Origin of the sequence: Leptolyngbya subtilissima AS-A7, assembly GCF_039962255.1 — a bacterium.
Lineage (GTDB): Bacteria > Cyanobacteriota > Cyanobacteriia > Phormidesmidales > Phormidesmidaceae > Nodosilinea.
Genome location: NZ_JAMPKY010000001.1, coordinates 695,508 through 713,934 on the forward strand (window position 1 = coordinate 695,508; position 18,427 = coordinate 713,934).

Sequence of the window (18,427 nt, forward strand, 5' to 3'; positions counted from 1 at the left end):
ATAACGTTCCGTTTAACCCGCCGCAGATAGCTTGAACACTTCATCGATCAACCCTCAACGGTCGGGTTCAAACGGGTTATTAGCTGCAACCGCAATTTGCAGCAGTTACTTTTGTGTGCCTTAGTCGACTAAACTGATTTCGCCTGTATTCAGGTCATAGTAGGCGCCTACAATTTTGAGTTTACCTTCTTGTAGGGCCGAAGCAATTACAGAAGAGTTTTGTAGTCGCTGTACTTGCAAGCTCACATTTGACTTGATTGCGTTTGTGAGGCGATCGCCCGATTTTCCCTCCGAGGCTTGAACGGCTGGTCGAATTGCAAATACCAGTGATTCAATGACACCTGGTAATTCTCCCCCTTCCAGAGCCGCTGCCACGGCACCACATCGCTCGTGTCCTAGAACTACTAGTAGGGGGGTTCCCAAGACACCAACCGCATACTCTTCACTAGCAATATCTTCAGTGATAGCAATATTACCAGCAACACGAACGACAAAGAGATCGCCAATTCCCTGATCAAAAACAATCTCTGGCACGACTCGTGAGTCTGCACAACTCAAAATAGCGGCAAAGGGTGCTTGTCCTGACGCAACTTCAGCTAGACGGGCAGCATCTTGATTGGGGTTGAGCCGCTTGCTTTCGACAAATCGCTGGTTTCCTTCCATCAGTTTCGCCAGCGCCTGATCAGGAGTCAAAGCACTATGGGAATGGGCACTTCCAGGATCGGCCTTAGGGGCTTGGGCTTGCTTAGTACGGGATGACCGATGTTCGACAGCTTGGGCTAATGCGCCCGTTCCTAACCAGGCTGTTACCGAACCTGTGCCAACCAGCCCTGCACCAAATTGAAGAAGGTTTCTTCTCGAAAACCTTTGTTGATCCGAGGATTTTCTCATAATTGTGTCTTGAACAACGAAAGCATTTTTGGACAAGCAAAAATGGGTTAAAGCCCACTCCTAAATTGAATCTTCTATGTACAGGTGACACAAAAATTGCTGTTGAAGCAAATCTTTAAACTCAAACGCTTGCTCTGATGAGACAGGTGGGTCAACTATGTATTAAACGCTAGGTTTTGTATAGATAAGCCCCTAGCTCGGGGGCTTTATCTATTACTTTTGATGTCTAACTCTCTGGTGGAGGAGTATTGTTTGTCAATTATGATGGATATTTATTCTGAATAGGTGCTTATTCGGGTAACTTCTGATCTTGCAACCTATAAAGTTCGCATGGGTAAGTAAAGTGCTGTTACACGGTCAGCGGAGAGCGATCGCACCCATTACCCCTTCAGCAGTCGGTATCCGTAGGTTGAGATCTGAAGCTACCCTAACCCTTCACCTATTCCGGCGACACAGCCACCAAGCAACATTAACCCTCTTTCTGCACTAGCGTCCAAATCGTTTTCAGCAGTGTTTCTGGCTCAATTGGTTTAGTAATGTGCTGCTGAAATCCGGCTGCTAATACTTTTTGCTGATTGCTTTCTCCAGCATAGGCAGTAATGGCGATCGCCAAAATATTTCTGCTCTGAGCGGACGATTGTTCCCTGATATGGCGAATCAATCCGTAACCATCCATATCGGGCATCCCAATATCACTGATGAGCAGATCAAACTCTGCTTGCTGCAGCTGACTTAATGCTTCATGGGCCGTCCCTACCTGGGTAACCGTTGCACCCTGCTGTTCTAACAAAAAACTAACTAGCTCTCGAGAATCTCTTTCATCATCAACAAAAAGCACTCGCAATCCATTGAGATGTAACTCTGAACGATTGTGAGACAACGATTGATCTGAGTCGAGTTTGGAGGCAGCAATAATGGGAAGTCTCACAATAAAGGTTGAGCCTTGCCCTTCTCCTAAACTCGCAGCTTGAACGGTTCCGCCGTGCAGTTCAACCAAGTGGCTGACGATCGCCAACCCTAGCCCCAAACCCCCAAAACTGCGAGTCGTTGTGCTGTCGGCTTGCCGGAAATAGTCAAAGACATAGGGCAAAAAGCTAGCAGTAATGCCTTTACCAGTATCGCTAACCGTGATTTGAGCATAGGTAACGGGGCGGTGGGGAGGTGTGACATGTTCTTCAACTGCTTCAATTTGCTCTAACCGCACCTGCACGTTTCCACCCTGGGGCGTGAATTTAACGGCATTGGAGATTAGATTCCAAATGACCTGCTGTAGGCGACCAGAATCGCCTAGAACTTGCCCAACATTGGGTTCAAAGGTTGTCTCGATTTGAATGGATTTTGCTTCAGCCGCGAGTTGCACGGTCTCAAGGGCAGATTTGATCGTGAACGGTAAATCTACTGGAACTGTGTTTAAGCTCAGCTTGCCCTGAAGGATACGAGAAACATCAAGCAAATCTTCAATTAGTTGCGCTTGTAATCTAGCGTTGCGTTCAATCGTTTCCAATGCGTACTGCGTTTTTGCCGCATCTTGCTGTTTTGTTTGCAGTATTTTTGCCCAGCCGAGGATAGGGTTTAAGGGCGATCGCAACTCGTGAGATAAGACCGCCAAAAATTCGTCCTTGATGCGATTGGCCTGTCGCAGTTGATCCGCTTGCTCACGAGTCGTTTCATAGAGTGCATCTAGGCGTAGATTGCGCTCTTGCAGAATAATTTCTGCCTGCTTGCGTTCATCCTCAATCTGCTTGCGATTTGTGATGTCTACCAAAGTCAGTACGGCACCGGTGAAGGTGCCAAATTCATTTAGCACCGGGTCCATTGTTTTGGCAAACCAGCGTTTTTGACTTTGCAGTTCTAATATTTGACGCTGGTGTGTTTCTTTAGCGCGGTAAAAGCAGGTGCCGTCCCCTACTCCCAAGGTGTCATTCATCAACTCGTAATGAATCTTCCCTAAAATATCTTCGGCAGGCTTACCTAAAAGCCGCATCACGGCTTGGTTACAGCGCAAGATTTCACCCCGCTGATCGAGCAGGCAAACACTGTCGTTAATGGCATCAAAGGTGGTTTGCCACTCCCGCGCTGAAATTAGCGCTAACTCCTCTGCCTGTCGAATTCGGAAGAGCGATCGCACCGTCGCCAGGAGTTCAATCGGCTCAACCGGCTGGGCCAGATAACCATCAGCACCGCTGTCTAACCCTTCTGCTTTGTCTTGACTTTTAACAAAGCTGGCTGAGAGGTGCAGCACCGGAATAAAGCGAGTTAGCGGGTCGGCTTTGATCTGGCGACAGACTTCAAAGCCGTTTAGGTCGGGCAATTTTACGTCTAGAATGATCAGCGCTGGTTGATGTAAGCCGATCGCCTCTAACCCTGCGAATCCCGTCGCCGCTTCTACGACGGCGAACCCTGCATTCTGCAAAATTCGCCTCACGATGTAGCGATTGGCTTCGTTGTCGTCAATGTGCAGAATGGTTTCGCTGGGTACAAACATCACGCATCCTCAAGCATCTAAGACGAGTCCGGCTTTAGCGAGTGCTTCTCGAAGGTGAGAGGCTGCTTCTGCTTGAGATGTTTTCTCCTTAGATAGGATAGCGACACCTTGTTGGGCTAAACGGCTCCGGGTTTCTAAATCTAACTGGGTCGATGAGTGAATAACCACAGGGATGGACTGAGTAGCGGGGTTATGCCGAAGCTGCTCAAGTGCTTCAAAGCCACTCAGCTCGGGCATTTCCAGGTCAAGCAGAATGGCTGAGGGTTGTTCACTCTCTGCTACGGACAATCCTTCCCGTCCATTGGCAGCCTCCAAAAACTGTAACGGCAAATTGGTCAACAACTGTTTAACCACATATCGATAAGCTGGGTCATCATCAATAAGTAAGAGTTTCTGAGCTTTGCCCTGGCCGACTAGCCGATTGAGCTTGGTGAGTAAGGGCAATTGGTCTACAGGCTTAATCAGGAATCCGTCAGCGCCTAGGGCAGTGGCCTGCTTTTCGTTATCTACAACCGTAATCACCAATACGGGAATGTTGCGAGTTGCCTCATCACTTTTAAGCTCTCGCAGAAATGTCCAGCCGTTTTGCCCTTCTAGCAAGATGTCTAGCACGATCGCGGCTGGCTGAACCTGCTGTAGGGCTTGTCTGGCTTGAGCCAAGGTGCGGGTGGCGATCAGCTGATATCTAGACGCTTGCAGGTGCTTCTCGTAGATAAATAGCGTCTCAATATGATCTTCGATCGCCAGAACGGGTAAACGGGCTGGGTTCAGGGAAGTGATTGGTCGTAATGAGTCTGGTAGCTCTGTCACTTTAGGGTAGACGATCGGAATGCAGACTGAGAAGGTAGACCCTTGACCCAGTTCACTGTGAACGGAAACGTTGCCCCCCATGAGCTCGGCTAGCTTAGAGGATATTGGCAGTCCTAGCCCTGTTCCTTTTACCTGCCTTTGCAGCGCAGACTCAATTTGCACAAAATCCTCAAAGATGCGCTCCTGGTCGTCCGGTGAAATGCCGATGCCGGTATCAGACACCGAGAGCTGAATCATCTGACCGACTTGCTCAGCTGCGACTCGCACCTCTCCCTGCTCCGTAAATTTAAGCGCGTTTGAGATAAAGTTTCTGAGGATTTGAGCAATCTTTCCCTCGTCGCTATAGAGCGAGGGCAGCCCGTCGGGTTCATCAAACACGAGCGACACAGATGAACCCTGAACCAGCAGCGGACGCAGCATGCCCCGCAGGGTGGCAAACAGGTCACTCACTTCAAAGATACTGGGATTCACCTCAGTTTTGCCGGCTTCTACCTTGGCCAAGTCCAGGAGATCGTTGACCAGCTCTGACAACCCATCGGCCGCTTTTTGAATGAACGTTACCTGCTTTTCTTGCTCTAGGGACAGCTCCCCATCCATCCGAGTTAGCAGCATGCGAGAGAGGGACAAAATCGAGTTGAGCGGCGTGCGAAACTCGTGGCTCATGTTAGAAAGAAAGCGAGTTTTGAGCTCGTTTGCCTGTTGCAGAGAGCTGGCTTTCTCGTCTAATTCGGCGTATAGGGCAATTACGCCTCGATTGGTGTCTTCTAACTCGCGGTTGAGGTAGGTTAGCTCTTCTTCTCGCTTGCGGAGCTCGGCCATCGCCCGCAGCAATTCCTGGTTTTGCCGCTGAATTTCGTCGTAGGGGTTTTGGGGCGATCGCCCCACGACGGCCTCCCGAATCTGCTGCAATTCTAAATCTGTGAAAATGGGCGATCGCTTGGGCAGGGCTTTGCTGATTTTCACGGTGGTTCCCTGCTCGGTCGATTCGATCTCGAAGGACTCCATCAGCCGGCGCGTGCCAACGATCCCTAGCCCCATGCCCGTAGAAGACTGATAGCGTCCCGCTAAGACCTCGCTTAGATGCGGAATACCCCCGCCCTGATCTTGCACCTGAATCAGGAAGGTTTGGGGGCTTTCCTCCAGGTCAAACGTCACCGTGCCACCCTGGGCATACTGAAACGCGTTGCGGGCAATTTCTGAAACCGCCGTGGCTAACCGCGCCTGATCTTGCCCGTCGAACCCCAGTTGTTCTGCCAGCTCGCGGGTGCGCTGCCGCGCCTGCACTACATCCTGTTCGTAGTGGATTTCCAGGGTGAAGAGGGTTGTCATGCTCCCGTTCCTTTCGCCACCAGCATGGTTACATCATCCCGCTCACGATGAAAATCACGGTGTAACACACCGGCGATCAGGCTGGGATGCTTTTGGCTTAGGCCGGGGTAGCGATCGAGATTCCACTGAGTGCTGATGCCATCGGAGTGCATCGTTAGCAGCCCGTTGAGGTACCAGGGGTAGGTAAACTCCTTGATCTTACGAACTTCATGGCCCACGGTGCCGTTGTAAGACATCATGTTGTGATGTTCGGTGGCGGAAGAAATGCTGGCCGCAATATTGCCAATGCCTGCAAAGCAAACGGTCTGCTGCTCAAAGTTGATCTCAGCGATCGCCAGAGCTGCCCCTCGGGTGCTGCGCAACGCCGCATGGGCCGCTTCGACAATGCGCTGGGGCGACTGGTGATGACAATCGTGAAACACGCGGATAGCGGCGGTCGCCGCGCTGGCCGCCGCAGGACCATGGCCTAAACCATCTACCACCAGAAACAGGCTGCGGCGCTCATCCCCTTCCCAGGCCGAGGCATCTCCTGAAACCTCCTCGCCCAGTTTCGGTAAAGCGACCACACCAACTTCAATGATTTTGGGTGACGAATGGGGAGACGTTTTTGCCCAAATATGAGCGAGCAGTGCCGTTCCCTTATTGGGCTGCGAGTAGATTTCAAAGAAGTCAGAGAGGCGGCGAATTGCGCCTAGCCCATTGCCCGATGTTCCGGCGGTAGAAAAGCCATCTTGCAGGCATTCTTCCACATCTACCATGCCAGAACCTTGGTCTAGCCCCAAAACTTCGATGCCGATGATGTCGTCTTGGGCGATCGCCCTCAGCACAATCACTCCGCGACCTGCGTGCCGGATGAGGTTGTTCGCCACCTCTGTTACCAAAAGGCCAACCTTGCCCCGTTCGGTTTCTTCAAAGCCAAGCCGAGTGGCTAATGCTAGAGAGGCTCGCCGTGCTTCCCCAGTTTGACTCTGCTCGGTGATGGCGATCGCCGTAGATTCATTCAATTGATAACCTCGAATTACTTCCAGCGTACGACGATTATTCGCGTTCCTTCTCCTACCACAGACTCAATTTTAAACTCGTTGGCCAGCCGCTTTGCACCTCCTAACCCCATCCCCAGCCCGCCCCCTGAGGTGAAGCCATCCTTGAGCGCCATTTCAATATCTGGAATGCCTGGCCCCTGATCTTCAAAAGTGAGCCTGAGACCGCGCCGCCCACCGTCCTGAAGCGTTTCTAACTGAACAGTTCCCCCTCCTCCATAATCTAGGGTGTTGCGAGCGAGCTCGCTGGCAGCGGTGACAATTTTGGTTTGATCTACTAAACCAAAGCCAAGCTCAATGGCAAACTGGCGCACGGCTTGTCTAACCAAAACCACATCCGCAGAAGATTGAATTTTCATCTCCTCAATCTTCTGCATCGTCTTCCATGTCCCATTCCGTAGAAATGAACCGATCATTTGCGGATTTAGCGACCGTCGCCTGCAACAGTGTCATCCCCTTTTCCACATTCAATGCTGTGCGAATGCCGGTGAGGGAAAGCCCTAGCTCCACCAAGGTAATCGCGACGGCAGGTTGCATGCCAACAACCACCGTTTCAGCATCCATGACCTGCGACATTTTGGCAATGTTGCCTAAAATTCTACCGATGAAAGAATCGACAATATCTAGCGCAGAAATGTCAATTAAAACCCCGCTGGCGTTGGTTTGACTAATGCGATTAGTCAGGTCATCTTGTAGTGTCATTGCTAGGCGATCGTGCATGTCGACCTGAATGGTGACGAGCAGAAATTCGCCCATTTGAAGGATGGGAATCCGTTCCATTCTTTCCTCTAACCTACTTGCGGGTGATGGTGGTTCCCTTTCGCCTTAATGCCATGAGAAAGGCATCAGCTAAGGTTGCTTTTGTGGTTACATCAGCTAAATCGATGCCGAGATATACGATTGTTTGGGCAATTTGAGGTCGAATGCCGCTAATGATGCAGTCGGCGCCCATGAGGCGAGCGGCTGTAACCGTCTTCAGCAAATGTTGAGCGGTCAGCGTATCGACGGTCGGCACCCCAGTGATGTCAATAATGGCAACTTCTGAGCCGGTTTCAACAATCTTCTGCAGTAGCGACTCCATTACGACCTGAGTACGGGCACTGTCGAGGGTGCCAATGATCGGCAAGGCCAAAATGCCGTCCCAAAGCTTGACCACTGGCGTAGACAGCTCCATCATTTCTTCCTGCTGCCGCAATATCACCTCTTCTCGCGACTTTTGATAGGCTTCTACCACTAGCAGCCCTAGGCGATCGAGCAGGTTGGTGGCTTGCCAAATCTCTTCACCGAGCTCAGCGGAGTTTTGCAGTTGCTTCCGCAGACAATCAAAGAGCGGTCGCTTGAAGGAAAAGATAAAGGTAGCCGTTTCACTGGGCGTGAAGCCTTTGTGGGAGCGCGATCGCGAGATGCTAGTCAGCAGTTCTCGCACCTCTCGCCATTCGAGCGCCTGAATATTGCTCAAGTTACCGGATTGAGCCGCGACGCGAAGCAACTTGAGAAACTCTCGGCACTCTACCTGTAGCTCTGCTTCTTTAATCAACCCTTTGCGGGTGTTTGTAGCGATTAGTTCCTGATTCCACTCCGACAGCAATTCTGCCTCATGAGTTTTCAGTATCTCCGGTATCTTACTGGTGTGAGTCATTTCCATGAGGCAGTTTCCTTCATCCAGACCAGTGTAGTTTCGTTCTAAATCTGCTTTGAGGGGCGAACAGGGTGTCCTTCCAATGGCAGATGTGGAACATTCATATCAGTGTATGGCTATTCCAGCCTGTTGGTTTTTCCTGGGGAAAAATTGTGCAGTGCGAAGGCTAAGGTTCACTCAGGCTAAGGCGCACGACGGTGGCGCTGTTCCAACAGCGAGCACCCTAATGCACGGTTGACGCCGAGCGATCGCCCCAGTGAGCTCATCTACCGCCCTCTGTCGCTAACGACCAAGGCACTCAACCCAAAACCCCAAAAAAGCTTGCCACCTGATCTAGGGCAGCCTGGAGGGATAGCCGGTCGATAAAGCCGCAGCGATCGCCCAATAGTTGCCCGGTCTGGGGCGTGATGACTCTGGAGCGAGCGGGCGATCGCACCCAGTCACCAAGGTTATGCACCACAGCAGAACCACATACCCTAGACTCAACCACAACCGTCGAATCCACCATCCTTGTTTCGCAGCCATGCACCACCAGCACCTAAAAATCCAAAAGGGTTGGGGGAGATTGGCGATAGCCTTCTGAGTGCTTACGGATCCGTTAAAGTAAATGTCTAAGTATTGACGCTTGATGCGAAGCCAGCTGATGGTCCGCTCGATGGACACAGAGGCTTTAAACTACTTTTGTTTTAGTGCAATGAAATTGCTAGACACAGTCATCTCGTCCTCGACTAAACCATGGGCTTTAACGAATGCACTTTGAAGATTGAGCTTAATAGTATCCACTAGCCCCGCCTAAAATCGCTGCGATTTTAATGGAAAGGTTGAAACTATTTCGTGTAAATAGGTGCATTCAGCGTCACGAAGCCTTTATTAACGAGTGCGCAACAAAAAAACACAAAGTTTTTTGCCGAAATCTACCTTAAAGCATAATTCTTGATCCTACTTTTTCCCTACAACAGAGTGGGGCTCAACTGTGCAGGTGTGAATGATTGTAGACGAACCGACTCAGGCGCACATCGAGGAAGATGTTTTTGTCTTTCCCGCCTCGTTTGCCCAACAGCGTTTGTGGTTTATTGACCAGCTACTTCCGGGAAATGCTCTCTACACGAGTCCTTTGGTGTTTCGGCTTAGCGGTCACTTAAAGCGATCGCACCTTCAGCGCAGTATGCAAGCGATCGCTCAGCGGCACGAAATTTTGCGCACCTCATTTGATGTCGTTGATGGTCAATTAATGCAGGTCGTCGCCGCTCAGGTGGATGTGCCACTGCCGTCAATAGATCTGCGATCGCACCCTGCTAACCAGCGCGAAGTCATAGCGTTACAAGACATTTGGGAGACCCTTCAACACCCGTTTCACCTCAATCAAAGACCGCTTTTTCGGGCGCAACTGTGGCAATTGCAGGATGACGAACATCTGATGCTAATTGCGCTGCATCACATCATTTTTGATGAATGGTCAAGCGGTGTTTTGATTCGAGAATTGGGTGAGGGATACGCTGCTTCAGTCGAAAACAAATCCATCGCACTACCCGAATTGCCGATTCAATATGCGGATTTTGCTCACTGGCAGCGGGAATGGTTGCAGGGTGAGGTGCTGAATACTCAGTTGAGCTATTGGAAACAGCAGTTAAAGGATATCCCAGTTCTGCAGTTGCCGGGTGCGTTGTCGCCTACATTAGGGCAACCTTTATCTCAAGAACATCAGGGCGCAAGTCAATTGCTGGAACTGCCTCAGCGATTATTGGAGGCGTTAGAAAACCTGAGCCAACAGGCGGAGGTGACGCTGTTTATGACCTTACTAGCAGCATTTCAAACCCTGCTGCACCGCTACACCGGACAAACCGATTTAGCGATCGGCACTCCCATTGCCAATCGACATCAGAGTGAATTAGAAGGGCTAATCGGCTTTTTTGTGAATAGCTTAGTTTTGCGAACCAACGTAGAGGGCGATCCGACGTTTTTGGAATTGTTAGAGCGAGTACGAGAAGTTACCCTAGCCGCCTACGATCACCAAGATTTACCGTTTGAAAAACTGGTCGAGGAACTGCAACCTGTTCGCAACCTCGGTCAAAATCCCCTATTTCAAGTAGTGTTTGCTCTGCAAAACACACCCATGACGCAACTAGAATTACCGGGTCTAATTCTTAGCCCGGTAGATTTGGTAATCAAGACATCTCGCTTTGACTTGGAATTTTACCTTTGGACCTGCGGCGATAACTTTAGAAACTTGTGGGGTAAGGGTTGGCAAAACTCAGACGGGTTGCGGGGTATGGTGATTTACAACACCGAGCTGTTTGAGTCAACCGCGATCGCATCGCTACTCAAGCATTTTCAAACGCTGCTAGAGGGAATTGTAGCCAGCCCAAATACGCCTCTTTCTGCCCTGCCATTATTAACCATTGAAGACCAACAAGTATTGCTCCACCGTTGGAGCAGCAATCAATTCAAATATCCTAGCAATGAGTGCATTCATCATCTGTTTGAGGTGCAGGTGAGGGAACGACCCAATGCGGTCGCCCTGCAGTTTGGCAACCAACAATTCACCTATCAGCAGTTGAATCAGGGCAGCAACCAACTGGCGCGGTACTTGCAACGATTGGGCATTGGTTCAGAAATGCCCGTCGGTATCTGTCTGGAACGGGGCATAGGTGCGATCGCTGCAATGTTGGCAATCCTCAAAGCAGGAGGAGTTTACGTACCTCTCGACCCCAGCTATCCTGCAGAGCGGCTGCGCTTTATGGTGAAAGATGCGGGCATTACCGTCATTCTCTCGGAAGCAAACTGGGTAGATGAATTACAAACGGCGACTACTAAGGTGGTTTGTTTGGAGCAATCGTGGGACGCGATCGCCCAGGAATCAGACCAGAATCTATCCACTTCCTGTACCGCCGATCAGCCCGCCTATGTCATCTACACCTCTGGCTCTACAGGAACCCCAAAAGGCGTTGTGGTGCCCCATCGAGCGGTAAATCGGTTGGTATGCGATACCGATTACGTGCAGATTACAGGTGACGATCGCGTGGCGCAGGTGGCAAACCTTGCTTTTGATGCTGCCACCTTCGAAGTGTGGGGTGCGTTGTTAAACGGCGCTCACCTGATTGGTATTGAGCGAGAAATTACGCTGTCTCCCTCTGATTTTGCGGCTACCTTACAGCAGCAAAATATTAGAATTCTGTTTCTCACCACTGCTCTGTTGAACCAAACCGTTAGTCAGATTCCCGATGCCTTCCGATCGCTCAAATATTTGCTGTTTGGCGGTGAAACGGTAAATGTTGATAGGGTGCGATCGCTGGTGCAACAGGGCAAACCTCAACACTTGCTTCACGTTTATGGACCTACAGAAAACACAACATTTTCCACCTGGTATGAGATTCAGGAAATTCTAGAAACCGCTACTACAATCCCCATCGGTAGGGCAATCGCAAATACTCAGGTTTACCTACTGGATGCCCACCAGAACCCTGTTCCTACTGGGATGGTTGGGGAAATTTACCTAGGTGGCGATGGATTAGCAAACGGATATTTGAATCATCCAGAGTTGACCGATGAAAAGTTTGTTCGCTCAAAGCTATTAGACTTAAATTTTGCCTGCAACGAGTACCAGGATTTAATTCTGTATAGAACAGGCGATCGCGCTCTTTATCACCCCGACGGCAATTTAGAATTTTTGGGTCGCGTAGATAATCAGGTCAAAATTCGGGGTTTTCGAGTCGAGCTAAGTGAGATTGAGAAAGCGATCGCACAGCATTCTTCGGTACAATCCGTCGTTGTCGTCGTACGCGAGATCGACCAAGATCGCCAACTAGTCGCCTACGTTATTTTCAGTGCAGCGGCAGACCTAACTGAACGAGAACTACGATCGCTGCTAAAAAAACAGCTCCCTGCCTATATGATTCCGGCGGCGTTCGTAGTGCTGGACTCGCTTCCCTTAACCGCCAACGGTAAAGTAGACCAAAAAGCATTACCCCCACCAACGCTGCATCGGGCAGCATTCAGCGCAACGACGGCTCCGACAACGTCTTTAGAGACGACTCTAGTAGAGCTTTGGATGCAGCTATTGGGACAACAACAAGTGGGTATTCACGACAATTTTTTTGAGCTGGGAGGACATTCTTTGTTGGCCACTCAGTTTGTTTCACGGGTACGCGATCGCTTACACGTCGAGTTGCCCCTGCGCAGCATCTTTGAAACCCCCACCATTGCTGAACTAGCACAACAAATCACCGCCATTCAGGCAACACTTCAACCCGAAACCGCTTCAACCAGCGATCAAAGCGGAGCCAATTCTCAACGACGTGAGGAAATAGATCTATGACCAACTGGGCGATCGCTGACTTTATTTCTCACCTCAACCACCTAGATATCAAGCTCTCCCTCGAACCCGACCCCGCTGTTTCTCCCCACCCATTCCGACTCCGCTGCAACGCCCCCGAAGGTACCCTCACCCCCACCCTCCGTCAAGAACTCACCGACCACAAAGCTGAACTCATCACCTACCTACAAACGAACCCAAATATCCAAGAACCGCAGTCAAAAAATAGTCTCCCATCCACCCTCCCACCCATCCACCCTCCCACTCATCCACCCTCCCACTCATCTACTCCCGCTCCCCTCTCCTTCGCCCAACAGCGACTCTGGTTCCTCTACCAGCTCGCCCCTCACAACCCCTTCTACAACGTACCTGCCGCCATTTGCCTAACGGGAACGCTTGATCGCTCGGCATTAGAGCGATCGCTTCAGGAAATTGTGCGCCGCCATGGTGCCCTGCGCACCCGATTTACAACCGTGGATGGGCAACCTGTTCAAGTCGTCGAACCCAACGCCAATGTCGAACTTGCTGTGGTGAATTTACAGTCGGTTGCGCTTGGTGAACGCGATCGCATTCGGCAACAATTGGCGACGGCTGAGGCCCAACGCCCATTTAACCTGACGACCGATTCTCTGTTGCGCGTGACATTGCTGCACTTCGATGCAGCAGAATCAGTGTTGTTGCTAACCATGCATCACATTGTTGCCGATGGGTGGTCTTTGGGGGTATTGATTCGAGAATTGGGATATTTCTATACGGCATTTGTAGAGCAGCGATTGCCGACTCTCCCTCCCTTGCCAATTCAGTATGCTGACTTTGCGCGCTGGCAACTCAATTGGTTGCAGGGAGAGATCTTAGAGAAACAACTGAGCTATTGGCGACAACAATTACAAGATTTACCCGTACTGGAACTGCCCAGCGATCGCCCTCGTCCTGCTGTTCAAACCTATCGAGGCGCGACCTATCCTTTACATATTTCCCCTACCCTTTCCCAAGCATTAGAGACGTTCAGCCAGCAGTCTGGAGCGTCTCTTTTCATGACCCTGCTGGCAGCGTTTCAAACCTTGCTTTACCGATACACAGGGCAAGAAGATATCGCGATCGGGTCACCCATTGCCAACCGTCATCGCAGTGAGGTAGAGGGGCTAATTGGCTTTTTTGTGAACAGTTTGGTGATGCGATCGGATTTGTCGGGTAACCCAACCTTTCGCGAATTGCTGGAGCAGGTTCGTCAGGTTGCTCTGGGAGCATATGAGCATCAAGACTTACCCTTTGAGAAACTGGTTGAAGAATTAGACCCCGATCGCGATCTGAGCCGCAATCCCTTGTTTCAGGTTGCTTTTGCTCTACAAAATGCCCCTGTGCAATCCTTAGAGTTACCAGCATTGACGCTAGAACCTGCCCCCCTAGAGTCTGCTAGCACTCGCTTTGATCTAGAGGTTCACCTGTGGGAACCTGCCCACGGATTGAAAAGTGTGTGGCGATCGCAAGACGGTTTGAGCGGCTTCATTTCCTACAGCACTGATCTATTCGATCGCAACAGAATCGCTCGTCTGGTGGGTCATTTTCAAACGCTGCTAGAAGGAATTGTCGCGAATCCCGATGCCCGGTTGTCAGGCCTGCCGTTGCTCACGCCCGAGGAATATCAACAGATTTTGTATGACTGGAGCTTTGGGAGATCCCCTCTAGCTCCCCTTGATAAGGGGGAGAGCAGAAGTGCAGCTGAAGTTTCTCATCAGGGAGAACTCGGCAAGGAGCCAGATCCCTACTTTCATCACATTGTTGAAGCCCACGCAGAACAAGCTCCAAACGCGATCGTTCTTGTCACCGAATCTCAAACCCTTACTTATCAGGAACTTGATTGCAAGGCCGATCAACTAGCAGAAACTTTGAGGCAAATGGGAGTGCAGCCCAATTCGCTAGTGGGGTTGTGTGTCGATCGCTCTGCCGATGTGGTAATTGGCATTCTCGGCATTCTCAAAGCGGGAGCAGCCTATGTGCCGCTTGACCCGACTTATCCGAGCGATCGCCTCCAGTTCATTCTTGATGACACGCAAGTTTCCATCCTGCTCACACAATCCTGGCTTACCGAATCCTTACCCGCAACTTCGGCAACCATTGTTTGCTTAGATCAGCCATTGTGCCCTCATCCCCCAACCCCTTCTCCTAATCAGGGAGAAGGGGAGAAAGAGGATAGCCTGAAGCTAGAAGAAACTCCTCCAGGTCGGTCCCCCCTCTCCCGCCACTGGGAGAGGGGGCCAGGGGGTGAAGGATCTTCCGATCTGGCCTACGTTATCTATACCTCTGGTTCTACGGGCACCCCCAAAGGAGTTTTGCTCTCTCATCGGGGCTTGTGTAACGTTGTACAGGCTCAACAACAGCTCTTTCAACCCACTCGCACTAGCCGAGTTTTGCAGTTTAGCTCTCTCAGCTTTGATGCATCTATTTTCGAGATTGCCCTTGCCCTCGGTTCTGGCGGCACGCTTTATATTCCTCCCAAAGCTGCCCAATTGCCGGGTATAGCCCTAATACAATTTCTGCAAGAGAATGCCATCACTCACGCCCTAATCACGCCAGCCGTACTCGCCGTTTTGCCCCCTGGGGAACTGCCTGACCTTCAGGTGTTGGTCACTGGGGGAGAAGCCTGCTCTAGCCAGGTGATCGATCGCTGGGCTGTCAACCGCCGCTTCTTCAACGCCTATGGACCCACCGAAACTACGATCTGGGCAACGGTTGCCGAACTTCATCCTGGCGACAATCCTCTGACGATTGGTCGCCCTGTTCTCAATACTCAGGTCTATGTTCTGGATGCCCACTTAAATCCCGTTCCGGCAGGCATTCCAGGGGAGTTGTACATCGGCGGGACAGGGGTGGCCCAGGGATATCTCAATCGCCCGGAGTTGACGGCGGAAAGGTTTATCAATGTGGAGTGTTTAGGGCTGAGAGCCGAGTTAAAAAGCACCTTCTCTACAGCCAATAAACAGCACCCAACCCTTTACAAAACTGGTGATCGCGTCCTTTACAACCGCGACGGCACCATCCAGTTTCTCGGTCGAGTCGATCATCAGATCAAGATCCGAGGTTTCCGGGTCGAGTTGGGTGAAATTGAAACAACGATACAGCGTCATTCTGCTATTCAAGATGCTGTTGTCATCCCCTCCGCTGCCTCGTCTCTGATTGCCTACTTCAGCCTTGATCCTCAGTATCTGCAAGAAGCGAGTGTGCGATCGCTTCAAACTCAACATCTGCAACAGTGGCAAACCCTCTACAACCAAACCTACCAATCACCAGAATCCCCTCATCCTCCAACTCCCAGCTCCCAACCCTTCGATATTACCGGCTGGAACAGCAGCTATACCGGAGAGCCCATTCCGCTGGAGCAGATGCAGGAATGGGTAGGCGATCGCGTTCAGCAAATTCTGGCACTGAAACCTAAACGCGTTTTGGAAATTGGGTGCGGTACAGGATTGCTGCTGTTTCAAATTGCGCCGCACTGTCAAAAGTATGTAGGCACAGACTTTTCGGCTGTCTCCCTGGCATCAGTTCAACATCAACTAGACTCGCTCAATCTCTCCCATGTCGAGCTGTTGCAGCGCATGGCAACCAACTTTGAAGGGATTGATCTAGGGACATTCGACGTCGTGATTCTAAATTCGGTTGTGCAGTATTTTCCCGATGAGACCTACTTGATGCAGGTCTTGAAAAAAGCGATTGAAGCTGTTGCGGAGGGCGGTGCCTTATTTGTTGGAGATGTGCGAAACCTACCTTTGTTATCGGCATTCCACAGCTGGATGAAATTTGTTCAGGCAGAGGCCAGCATGGAGCGATCGCAGCTTCGGCATCAAGTTGAGCGATCGCAGTTTGAAGAGCCAGAACTGGCCATTGATCCGGCATTTTTTTACGCGCTGCAAGAGCAATTTGCCCAAGTTCAGCAGGTTCACATTCGCCTAACCCGAGGGCGCAGTCAAAATGAAATGACTCAGTTCCGCTACAACGTTTTGCTGCGAATGGGGCAATTCCGAGAGGTTAGCTTGAGGCATGAGACGCAACCTGCAACCGCTATCAAAGCAAGCAAAGGGGCGCAACTCAATTGGAAGCATCAGCCAGTGACCGTCCAAGAGATTCAGCAACAACTCCTGGCCACCGAACCAGAAATCCTCACCATTACGAATGTGGCCAACAGCCGAGTGAGTGCTGCTGTTGCAACAGCGCACTGGCTCCAGAACAAGAAAGCGCCCAAAACCGTGGGCCGCATGCGCGAGCTATTGCAAGACGCTGCCAACTCAGCGATCGATCCGCAGGACTGGTGGAGTTTAGAAACAATATTGCCCTACACGGTGGAGATTACCTGGTCAGCATCGTCTGAGACTGGAGATTATGATGTGGCGTTAATTCGTCACGGGGTTGATGTAGCAGATATTGCACTACGGCCCAGGGAGCGATCGCCCCAGCCGTTCACCAACTATCCACTTCAGGCGAATGTCGCTCGGCACCTTGTGCCTGAGCTGCGGCAACATCTCAGCCAGACCTTACCCGACTACATGGTTCCTGCCGCCTTTGTGCCGTTAGCCACCCTGCCGTTAAATTCCAGTGGTAAGGTCGATCGGCGTGCTCTGCCCCCGCTTGACCTTACCCACAGCAGCGATTCACCTGCGGCAAGCGCCCCCCAAACCTCAACCGAGACCGCTCTCATTGAGATCTGGCAAGAACTCTTACAGCTCAAGCAGGTCAACCGTCACGACAACTTTTTTGAGTTAGGTGGGCATTCCCTACTCGCGACCCAAATGACCTCTCGCATCCGCGACACCTTTGAGTTAGAACTCCCGCTCAAGAACGTTTTTGCCGCTCCCACCATTGCCCAATTAGCGCCCATTCTAGACGCGTTGCGCAATACTACCCCGAGCACGCCTCCCCTCGTTCGGCTCGATCGCACCGCTTACCGACGCAAATCCTCGACTTTGCTAAACCAGCCGGCTCAGGCTACTTCCGTTCCTCCCCAACCGGAAGCGCCAGCACTCAACACAGTCACCCCATCCCCTACTTCGCCGCTGGTTCCCCTGGCTTTGGGCGGCAGCAGTCCTCCCTTCTTCTGTGTGCATCCTATGTTTGGGGTCGTATTCCCCTATATGGAACTGGCTCATCACCTGAAAAGCGAGCGCAGTTTCTATGGGTTACAACCCCTCGGGTTAGACGGCAAATCTCAGCCCCTAAACCGAATGGAGGCAATCGCGGCCTATTACATTCAAGCCATTCAAACCCTGCAACCTCATGGGCCTTATTACATAGGAGGTTGGTCTTTTGGGGGATTGGTTGCCTATGAGATGGCGCAACAACTCACTCAAGCAGGCGAAACAGTTGAACTGTTGGCAATTCTCGATACTACGGCTCCCTGCACCAAACCCTCTCTTTGTCAGAGCTTTAAGTTTCTAGTGAAAACTGCCCTCCGGTCTACCCTGCCATTTTTGCTAGACTTTAGCGCTCTAGCAACCCACCGCCTACAAGCTAAACCGTGGTTTTCTCGCTGGCAATGGTCAGCCATCACCCGATTAATTCCTGAAGAGTCTCGATTGCGTCTATTAAATGAATCCGCCATCAACGCCATGCTGCCCATTGTCTATGCGAATAGTCAGGCGACCAACGATTATGTGCCTCAGCCTTACTCTCACGCGATCGCACTATTTAAGGCAGCAGACCAATCAGATGCTAATCAACCTGATGAAACATTGGGCTGGAGTGAATTAGTGAAGGACATTCAACTGCACGAAGTCCCCGGCAACCATTTATCGTTGCTAAAACAACCTCATGTGCAAGTTCTGGCGCAACAACTCAGACGTTATCTAACCTAGATGCAGCGTTTCTCTAACTTCAAGAGGTTACGATGTTGAGTTTTCTCCATTACTTTCAATTAGTTTAACGATTGCAAT

At 51.0% G+C, this 18,427-nt stretch carries 10 protein-coding genes; 2 read left to right on the plus strand and 8 right to left on the minus strand.

Annotated elements, in window-relative coordinates; genetic code table 11:
- Positions 1–120 precede the first annotated feature (120 nt).
- From NC979_RS03180 to NC979_RS03215, 8 genes are all read right to left on the minus strand, one after another.
- On the minus strand, positions 121–891 hold the full coding sequence (locus tag NC979_RS03180) for a carbonic anhydrase (protein WP_190523634.1): 771 nt from the start codon (positions 889–891) through the stop codon (positions 121–123).
- Between the two features lie 469 nt (positions 892–1,360).
- Positions 1,361–3,376 carry a hybrid sensor histidine kinase/response regulator gene (locus NC979_RS03185; RefSeq protein ID WP_190523635.1) on the minus strand — a complete coding sequence of 672 codons (2,016 nt, stop codon included), beginning with the start codon at positions 3,374–3,376 and terminating at the stop codon, positions 1,361–1,363.
- 9 nt (positions 3,377–3,385) lie between these two features.
- Positions 3,386–5,515: an ATP-binding protein gene (locus tag NC979_RS03190; protein WP_190523636.1), complete on the minus strand. Its 2,130-nt coding sequence runs from the start codon at positions 5,513–5,515 to the stop codon at positions 3,386–3,388.
- Positions 5,512–6,519 (minus strand): ATP-binding SpoIIE family protein phosphatase, encoded by a 1,008-nt coding sequence (locus tag NC979_RS03195; protein ID WP_190523637.1) that lies wholly within the window; start codon positions 6,517–6,519, stop codon positions 5,512–5,514. The genes NC979_RS03190 and NC979_RS03195 overlap by 4 nt, the downstream gene beginning before the upstream one ends.
- A gap of 14 nt (positions 6,520–6,533) precedes the next feature.
- Positions 6,534–6,914: an anti-sigma regulatory factor gene (locus tag NC979_RS03200; RefSeq protein WP_242024185.1), complete on the minus strand. Its 381-nt coding sequence runs from the start codon at positions 6,912–6,914 to the stop codon at positions 6,534–6,536.
- Positions 6,915–6,918: 4 nt separating this feature from the next.
- Positions 6,919–7,335: an STAS domain-containing protein gene (locus NC979_RS03205; protein ID WP_190523641.1), complete on the minus strand. Its 417-nt coding sequence runs from the start codon at positions 7,333–7,335 to the stop codon at positions 6,919–6,921.
- Between the two features lie 13 nt (positions 7,336–7,348).
- On the minus strand, positions 7,349–8,200 hold the full coding sequence (locus tag NC979_RS03210; RefSeq protein WP_190523643.1) for an STAS domain-containing protein: 852 nt from the start codon (positions 8,198–8,200) through the stop codon (positions 7,349–7,351).
- A gap of 292 nt (positions 8,201–8,492) precedes the next feature.
- A complete protein-coding gene (locus NC979_RS03215) occupies positions 8,493–8,654 on the minus strand; it encodes a hypothetical protein (protein WP_190523644.1) in 162 nt (53 codons plus the stop codon).
- Positions 8,655–9,179: 525 nt separating this feature from the next.
- On the opposite strand from NC979_RS03215, the gene NC979_RS03220 reads away from it, so the two are divergent.
- Together NC979_RS03220 and NC979_RS03225 are read left to right on the plus strand one after the other, a co-directional pair.
- Positions 9,180–12,509: a non-ribosomal peptide synthetase gene (locus tag NC979_RS03220; RefSeq protein ID WP_190523646.1), complete on the plus strand. Its 3,330-nt coding sequence runs from the start codon at positions 9,180–9,182 to the stop codon at positions 12,507–12,509.
- Positions 12,506–18,349 carry a non-ribosomal peptide synthetase gene (locus NC979_RS03225; RefSeq protein WP_190523648.1) on the plus strand — a complete coding sequence of 1,948 codons (5,844 nt, stop codon included), beginning with the start codon at positions 12,506–12,508 and terminating at the stop codon, positions 18,347–18,349. The genes NC979_RS03220 and NC979_RS03225 overlap by 4 nt, the downstream gene beginning before the upstream one ends.
- Positions 18,350–18,427: the final 78 nt, after the last annotated feature.